Source organism: Candidatus Eisenbacteria bacterium, from assembly GCA_013140805.1.
Lineage (GTDB): Bacteria > Eisenbacteria > RBG-16-71-46 > RBG-16-71-46 > RBG-16-71-46 > JABFRW01.
Genome location: JABFRW010000105.1, coordinates 1 through 8,046, shown reverse-complemented (window position 1 = coordinate 8,046; position 8,046 = coordinate 1). Strand labels below are relative to the sequence as shown.

The following is an 8,046-nucleotide window of genomic DNA, read 5'->3' as shown; positions in this document are numbered from 1 at the left end:
ACCCACTTCTTTGCCCCCAGCACCAGCCCCGCCTGCGCCCCGCCCAGCAGCTTGTCACCGGAACAGGTCACCACGCTGGCGCCCGACGCCAGGCACTCGGCGATGGTCGGCTCGTGCTCGAGTCCGAAGTCCGCGAAGTTGACCAGCGCTCCGCTGCCCAGGTCCTCGATCATCGGCACCTTGTGCTTGCGCGCGAGCTTGAGAAGCCCGAGACGCTCGGGATCGGCGGTGAAACCGTCCATGCGAAAGTTACTGCGATGCACGCGCAGAATCGCGCCGATGCGATCGTGCTGCTCGAACGCGCGTTCGAAGTCGCGCAGGTGCGTGCGATTGGTCGCTCCGACCTCGACCAGCGTCGCGCCGCTCTTCTCGAGGATTTCCGGGATCCTGAACGCCCCGCCGATCTCCACCAGTTCACCGCGCGACACCACGACCCGGCGCCCCGAGGCGAGCGCCGACAGCGCGAGAAGAATTGCAGCCGCGCCGTTGTTGACCGTGAGTGCGGCTTCGGCGCCGGTCAGTCGCATGAGCCACCGCTCGACGCCCGCGCCGCGATCCCCACGGCTCCCGGAGCTCAGCTCGTATTCGAGGCTCGAGTAGCCGGCCGCCACCTCTGCGACCGCACGGCGCGCCGATTCCGCGAGTGGAGCACGGCCCAGATTGGTGTGCAGCACCACGCCGGTGGCGTTCAGCACCCGACGCAGCGTGGGACGCCCGAGTGTCGCCGCGCTCGTGGCCGCGGCGGTGGCGAGCGAGGCCACGTCGGGCACCGATCCGGGCGCGCGCTTGATCTGCGCGCGCGCCGCCTCGAGCTCGGCGCGAACCGCTTCGACCACCAGCGCACGCGGCCATCGGGCGAGCGCATCGGTCAGTGCGGGGTGCTTGAGCACGCGATCGATCGCGGGCAGAGCGCGAAATTCCGGAGTTCGGCGGGGCACGGCGGCGCATGGTACTCGTCGCGGGGTCGGTCGAAAAGCGCGCAGCGCGTTCAGCCGCGAGCGAACGGCCTCGAACGGATCGTCACGTCGAACAACTCCCGCGGTTCGGCCGGGAACGACGGGAAGCCCGACTCGATCGGCGCACGGGTGAACACGCCGCACAAGCTGTGAGAGACGCGGTACAGCTGGTGTCTCAGCTCGGGTGGCGTACCGGCCAACACCGACGACACGACCTCCCAGCGGAAATCCTCGTAGCTGTTGCCGCAGTCGTGCCACACGATCACCGATCGATCGTCCCGGAGCATTCGAAACGCATTGCGGGTGTCGCTCACCACTGCGTCGTGGTGGTGGTCGCCGTCGACGAAGATCAGATCGAAGCGCCGGCCGAGGCTCTCGAAGTCGAGCGTGGTCGAATCCTGCCGCACGCGAGTCACGTTCGTCACCCGATCGAGGAACATGCCGTCCATGCCGAGGTACTGCGACTCGAGGCCGAGGGCTCGCATCTCGGCCTCCGAGAGGCTGACCGAGACGGCCGAGGCGGCGTGTCGGGCCACGTTCACGAGGCTTTCGCCTCGCCAGCTGCCGATTTCCAGGTACTCGGCGTTCGGCAGGCGACGCGCGAGCCCGACCAGCAACGCCAGATCGGTGACGCGCGAGGTGCCGTCGAGGAACGTGAAGGGATCGATCGTGAGATCGAGCGGCCCGGTCAACGTGGTCAGTTCGACGCTCGGAAATCCGCGCGCGAACCCGAGCGCCGCGGCGCGCCGGCGCCCTTCGAGGTCGGCGGCGAGATCGAGCGCATGACGCAGCGAACGCCCGGGGTGCCGCAGCGCGGCGGCGAGAACTCGTGCAAGGGCGGCGGGCAGGTTCATGGCAGCGAGGTGGGCGCGGGCTCAGCCGCCCAGGTACGCCTTCTGGACGTCTTCGTTCGCGAGCAGGCGTTTCGCTTCGTCCTCGAACCGCACGTAGCCGGTCTCGAGCACGTAGCCACGCCCCGCGATCGAGAGCGCCATGTGCGCGTTCTGCTCGACCAGCAGCACCGTGACGCCCCGCGCGTTGATCTCGCGGATGGTCTTGAAGATCTCGCGCACCAGCAGCGGCGCCAGTCCGAGCGACGGCTCGTCGAGCAGCAGCAGCTGCGGCCGCGCCATCAGCGCACGCGCGATCGCGAGCATTTGCTGTTCGCCACCCGACAGCGTGCCCGACAATTGCTTGCGGCGCTCCAGCAGCCGCGGAAACAACTCGTACATCGATTGCCGATCGGCGCGGATGCCGTCGCGATCCTTGCGATGGTAGGCGCCGAGTTCGAGGTTGTCCTCGACCGACAGGTTTGCGAACACCATGCGTCCCTCGGGCGATTGCGAGATGCCGAGTCCCACGATCTCGCATGCCGGGACCCGCGTCAGGTCGCGACCCCGGAACTCGATGACGCCGGCGCGAGACGGCACCAGTCCCGACAGCGTGCGCAGCAGCGTGGTCTTGCCGGCGCCGTTGGCGCCGATCAGCGTGACGATCTCGCCTTCGTTCGCGTGGATCGAAACGCCCTTGAGGGCGTGCACGGCGCCGTAGTAGACGTCGAGCCCCTCGACCTTCAGCAGCACGCGCGCCCCCTCATGCCCCGGCGCCCTGCACGGCGTGCACGTCTTCGCCCAGATACGCCTCGATCACGCGCGGATCGCGGCGAATCGCGGCCGGATCGCCCTCGGCGATCTTGACCCCGTAGTCGAGCACCGTGATGCGTTCGCAAATGCCCATCACCACGCGCATGTCGTGCTCGATCAGCAGGATCGTGAGTCCGAACTCGCGCCGCAGTCGCTGAATCAGGTGCATGAGATCCTCGCTCTCCTGAGGATTGAGCCCCGCGGCCGGCTCGTCGAGCAGCAGCAGCTGCGGCTTGCCGGCCAGCGCACGCGCGATCTCGAGCCGCCGCTGCTGGCCGTAGGGCAGCTCGGTCGCCAGCGCCTCGGCGGAATCTGCGAGCCCCATCAGGTCGAGCATCTCCATCGCTTCGGCGCGCTGGGCGGTCTCGGCAGCCTGGAAACCGGGGGTGCGAAGCAGCGCCTGCAACAGACTGGTGCGGACTCGGTGGTGCGAAGCGATGCACACGTTGTCGAGGCAGGAGCGGGTCGAGAACAGCCGGATGTTTTGAAACGTGCGGGTGATGCCGGCGCGCGCAATCGCGCTCGGCCGCAGTCCCGAAATGGTGCGGCCGGCGAATCGGATGCGGCCTGCGGTCGGCGCATACACGCCGGTGATCACATTGAAGACGGTCGTCTTGCCGGCGCCGTTGGGGCCGATCAGTCCGACCAACTCGCCGGTGCGCACTTCGAACGCCAGATCGGAGACGGCCTTCAAGCCTCCGAACTGCATCGTGACCTGCTCGAGACTCAGCAGCGGCTCGCTCACGCGCCCCCCCGCGCGGCGCCGGGCGCCGCGGGGCGGCGCCCGAACAGCCGCCTCAGGTCCAGCTCGCGCGAACCCAGCAGGCCCTGAGGACGCGTGATCATCAGCACGATCAGCATCAGGGCGTAGATCACCATGCGATATTCCTTGACCGGGCGCAGCACCTCGGGCAGCAACGTGAGCACGATCGCCGCGAGCACCGAGCCCGAGATGCTGCCCATGCCGCCGAGCACCACCATCGCGATCACCTCGATGCTCTTGATGAAGGTGAACGAGTTGGGGTTCAGGTAGCCGAGGAAGTGCGCGAACAGGGCTCCGGCGATGCCGGCGAAAAACGCGCCGAGCACGAACGCCATGACCTTGTAGCGCGTGGTGTCGACGCCGAGCGCTTCGGCGGCCACCTCGTCGTCGCGGATCGCGAACAGCGCGCGGCCGTGACTGCTGTGCGCGAGGTGCACCGAGAGTCCGATCACCGCGGCCGCGCCGAGACCGACCCAGAACAGGTCCACCCAGCGCGGAATGCCGGGCAGTCCGCGCGGGCCACCCACCAGGTCGATGTTGGTGATCAGCACGCGAATGATCTCGCCGAAGCCGAGCGTCACGATCGCCAGGTAATCGCCCCGCAACCGCAGCGAGGGGAGCCCGACCAGGTAGCCGGCGAGTGCGGCCAGCAGCCCGCCGAGCAACGCGGCCATCAGAAAGGCCGGGGCCGCCGCGAGCGGAGCCGGCAGCCCCGCTCCCGCGAGCGCCGCGACCCAGTGCGCGCCGATGTGCAGCGAGAACATCGCCGAGCCGTAGGCGCCGAGCGCCATGAAGCCGGCGTGGCCGATCGAGAACTGCCCGGTGAAGCCGTTGATCAGGTTGAGTGAGACCGCCAGCACCACGTTGATGCCGCACAGGATCACGACCTGCATGAGGTACGGATTCAGAAACGTCGGCAGCAGCGCGTCGAGGCCCAGCAGCACCACCACGACGGCGGCGAGCCACGCGATCGGTTTCACCTCACACCTTCTCGGCCACGTGCTTGCCGAGCAGGCCGGCGGGACGCACCAGCAGGATGATGATGAGCAGCACGAACGCGATCGCGTCGCGATAGGTCGGCGAGACGTAGCCGACCACCATGACTTCGGCGATTCCCATCACCAGCCCGCCCAGCACCGCACCCGGAATGTTGCCGATCCCACCCAGCACCGCGGCGACGAATGCCTTGAGGCCCGGCATGATCCCCATGTACGGCTCGATGCGGGGGTTCTGCAGAGCGACCAACATGCCGGCGGCGGCAGCGAGCATCGAACCGAGCACGAACGTGAAGGTGATGATGCGGTCGACCGAGATACCCATCAGCGCGGCGGCGGTGTGGTTGTAGGACACCGCCCGCATCGCCTTGCCGACCCGGGTGTTGATCACGATGAAGCGCAGCGCCGCCATCAGCAGCACCGAGACCGCGAGGATGATGAGCTGCTGATTCGTGATGTTGACGCCCATGCCCAGCGAGATGTTGTGCGGCGTCACGATCTGCGGGAAGAACCGCGGGGCGGCGCCGAACACCAGCACTCCGCCGTTCTCGAGCAGCAGCGAGACTCCGATCGCGGTGATGAGCGCCGAGAGCCGCGAGGACTTGCGCACCGGCTTGTAGGCGAAGCGCTCGATCAGGAAGCCCGCCGCCCCACACGCCGCCATCGCGATCACGAACACCAGCAGTGCCTTGGCCGGATTCGGATCGGTGCCCGCGCCGATCCAGCGCGAGGCGTAGAAGGCCGCGAACGCCCCCAGCATGTAGATGTCACCGTGCGCGAAATTGATGAGGCGCAGGATGCCGTACACCATCGTGTAGCCGAGCGCGATCAGCGCGTAGACGCTGCCCCACGTGATGCCGTTGACGAGCTGCTGGAGGAACTCGCTCACGCCCGCGGCTCAGGGCGCGACGGTGGTGTCATAGACCTTCTTGCCATCCTTGATCGCCAGCACGACCGCCGGCTTCGAGGCGTTGCGGTGCTCATCGAGCGTGATGTTGCCGGTCACGCCCGGGAAATTCGTGGTGGTCGCGATGAGGTCGCGCAGCTTGCGGGTCGCTTCCTTGCGCGCGTCGCTGCCGGCCTTCGACGACGAGAGCCCTGCGAAGGCCTTCGGATCCTGCTCGTAGAGCTTCTGCATCGACTGGAACAGCACGTTCGCGGCATCGAATGCGAGGCCCGCGATGGCATCGGGATCGCCGCCGAACTTGGCGCGGTACTTCTGCAGGAAGCTCTGCAGGCGCGGGTCCGGATTGTCGACCGCGAAGTGATTCGAGTAGGCGGCGCCGTTCAGCGCCTCGCCGCCGATCTGCAGCAGCTGATCGCTCTCCCAGCCGTCGCCGCCGAGCAGCGGCACCGTGAGGCCGAGTTCCCTGGCCTGGCGCGCGATCAGCCCGACCTCGGTGTAGTAGCCGGGAATGAAGATGGCCTGCGGCTTCTTCGCCTTGATCGCGGTGAGCTGCGGCCGGAAGTCCTGATCGCCCGCGCTGTACGCCTGCTCCTCGACGATCGTGCCGCCGATCGCGACGAAGGCGTCCGAGAAGAATTTGGTGAGGCCGACGCTGTAGTCGCTGCGCACGTCTTTGAGGATCGCGATCTGCTTGAGCTGCAGGTTCTCACCTGCGTACTTCGCCATCACCGTGCCCTGGAACGGATCGATGAAGCACATGCGGAAGATGAAATCGCCGACCTCGGTGACCTTGGGATTGGTCGACGAGGGCGAAATCATCGGAACCATTGCTTCCTGGCAGATCGGAGCCGCCGCCAGACTGCGCGACGACGCCACCTCGCCGATGACCGCGATCACCTGGTCCTGCGTCACCAGCTTCTGCACCACGGTCGCCGCCTCTTCGGGGCGCCCCTGGTCGTCCTCGACGATCGTGCGGACCGGCAGTCCGCCGATCTTCCCCTGCGAGGTGGTCATCAGCTCGTCGAGTGCCAGCTCGACGCCGTTCTTGGTCGACTGCCCGAAGGTCGGGTCGTTGCCGGTCAGCGAGCCGTACTCGCCCACCACCAACTCTTCTTTTCCGCTTCCGGCACAACCGGAGAACACCAATGACGCGCCGAGCAGGATGGTCAGGACCCACGGGCGCGATCCCATGCGCAAGGTCATACGCAGCGCTCCTCTGATGACAGCGAAAACGTCGGGTGAGCCGGGCGGAGCGCAAACGGCGCCGTCCGGAGCGCGACACCGCGAACCGGACAGCTCCGGGGCGGCGCCGGAAGGGGTGAAGGGTTAGCACGCGCCTCGGGGTTCGGCAAGCTCGGCGCGGCTGCGCCGGGTGCGATGCGTACGACGCTGCGCGGCCGATGCGCACGGCGGCCGCGAGTGTACGCACGGTGGCCGCGGGTGAGCGCGCGGTGTAGATTGCCGACGCATGGCGTTTCGACTTCGCGCAGGGATGCGCACTCGTCCGCGATCCGCGCGCCCCACGTTGCGCGCCGCCTGGCTGGCCCTCGCCCTCTTGACCGGGTCGAGCGGCTGCGCGGTTCGCGTTCAGGTCGCCCGCACCCCCTCGATTCCAGCTTCGCCGGTGGCGGCTGACTCCGCGCTCGCGCGTCCGCACCCCGGCTATGACGCGCTGCGAGAGTCGCTCGACTCGCTCGACTCTTCGGAGCTGCGCGGCCGCCGGATCGCGATCGACCCCGGCCACGGTGGCTTCTTCCGCGGCTCGATCGGCGTGAACGGTCTGACCGAATCCGAAGCCAATCTCGCCGTCTCGCTGCGGCTGCGCGAGCGACTGGTCGCGCACGGCGCGTCCGTGTTCCTGACCCGCGAAACCGATCACGACTTCCTGGTCGCAGGCGACAGCGCGCTGCGATCGGATCTCGCCGAGCGCATGCGTCGCGCCAATGCGTTCGATCCCGAGCTGTTCGTGTCGGTTCACCACAACGCGGATCCCGCCGGCCGGCACGACCAGAACGAGACTCAGACCTACTACCGCTTCGACGACGACGGCCCCTCGCTCGACGCCGCGCAGGACGTCCATCGCGCGCTGGTCCGCAACGTGGGGATCGCGGCCCAGCGGGTGATTCCCGGTAACTATTTCGTGCTGCGATCGAGCGCCGCCCCCGCACTGCTGACCGAGACCTCGTTCCTCACCAACCCCGACGTCGAAGCCCGGCTGCGCGACCCGAAGGCGATCGCGATCGAGGCCGAAGCGCTGGCGATCGGAATCGCCCGCTACTTCGCGCGCCCGCGCCCCGTGGTCGATCGCTTCGTCGCGCGCGTCGCCGCGATCGAACTTGCCGATTCCGCACGCACCGACGGCGATCCGGTGCTGACCGCGCGCCTGCGAGGCGCCACCGATGCGATTCATTGGACGGTCGACGGCGCGCGCCAGACGCCGGCGCGGTTCGGGGATTCGCTCGCATGGCTCCCTCCCGCGCCGTGGACGCACGGCTGGCACGACGCGCGGCTCAGCGCGCGGCTGGCCGGCGCAGGGTCCACGCGCGAACGGCGCGTGCGGTTCTTCGTCGCGAAACCGATCGCCAGGCTCCAGGTCGAGCCCGCGGATGCCCTCGACGACGATGCGAAGCGCATCGCGGTGCGCATCGAGTTGCGCGACGCGTGGGACGCGGCCCCACGCGACAGCGGGCTCGTCGAGGTGCGGCGCCGCTCCGGCGTCGGGATCGTGCCCGCATTGCAGCGCGTGACGATTCGAGACGGCGTCGGCTTCGCGTACCTGACG

The 8,046-nt window shown here is 68.3% G+C and carries 8 protein-coding genes; 1 reads left to right on the top strand and 7 read right to left on the bottom strand.

The window, feature by feature from the left end; all coding sequences use genetic code 11:
- The 7 genes from HOP12_08970 to HOP12_08940 form a co-directional block, all read right to left on the bottom strand.
- Positions 1-890, bottom strand: an 890-nt coding sequence (locus HOP12_08970; protein NOT34285.1) for an L-seryl-tRNA(Sec) selenium transferase, incomplete at its 3' end; no start/stop codon positions are given.
- Between the two features lie 98 nt (positions 891-988).
- Positions 989-1,810, bottom strand: a complete 822-nt coding sequence (locus HOP12_08965; GenBank protein ID NOT34284.1) for a class I SAM-dependent methyltransferase — start codon at positions 1,808-1,810, stop codon at positions 989-991.
- Between the two features lie 21 nt (positions 1,811-1,831).
- A complete protein-coding gene (locus HOP12_08960; GenBank protein NOT34283.1) occupies positions 1,832-2,536 on the bottom strand; it encodes an ABC transporter ATP-binding protein in 705 nt (234 codons plus the stop codon).
- Positions 2,537-2,549: 13 nt separating this feature from the next.
- Positions 2,550-3,308, bottom strand: coding sequence for an ABC transporter ATP-binding protein (locus tag HOP12_08955; protein NOT34282.1), 759 nt, complete (start codon positions 3,306-3,308; stop codon positions 2,550-2,552).
- Positions 3,309-3,340: 32 nt separating this feature from the next.
- A complete protein-coding gene (locus HOP12_08950; protein NOT34281.1) occupies positions 3,341-4,255 on the bottom strand; it encodes a branched-chain amino acid ABC transporter permease in 915 nt (304 codons plus the stop codon).
- A gap of 88 nt (positions 4,256-4,343) precedes the next feature.
- Positions 4,344-5,246 carry a branched-chain amino acid ABC transporter permease gene (locus tag HOP12_08945; GenBank protein ID NOT34280.1) on the bottom strand — a complete coding sequence of 301 codons (903 nt, stop codon included), beginning with the start codon at positions 5,244-5,246 and terminating at the stop codon, positions 4,344-4,346.
- 9 nt (positions 5,247-5,255) lie between these two features.
- Positions 5,256-6,467, bottom strand: a complete 1,212-nt coding sequence (locus HOP12_08940) for an ABC transporter substrate-binding protein (protein ID NOT34279.1) — start codon at positions 6,465-6,467, stop codon at positions 5,256-5,258.
- Positions 6,468-6,888: 421 nt separating this feature from the next.
- Here HOP12_08940 and HOP12_08935 point away from each other — a divergent pair.
- Positions 6,889-8,046: N-acetylmuramoyl-L-alanine amidase (locus HOP12_08935; GenBank protein ID NOT34278.1), on the top strand; the 1,158-nt coding region annotated here is incomplete at its 3' end.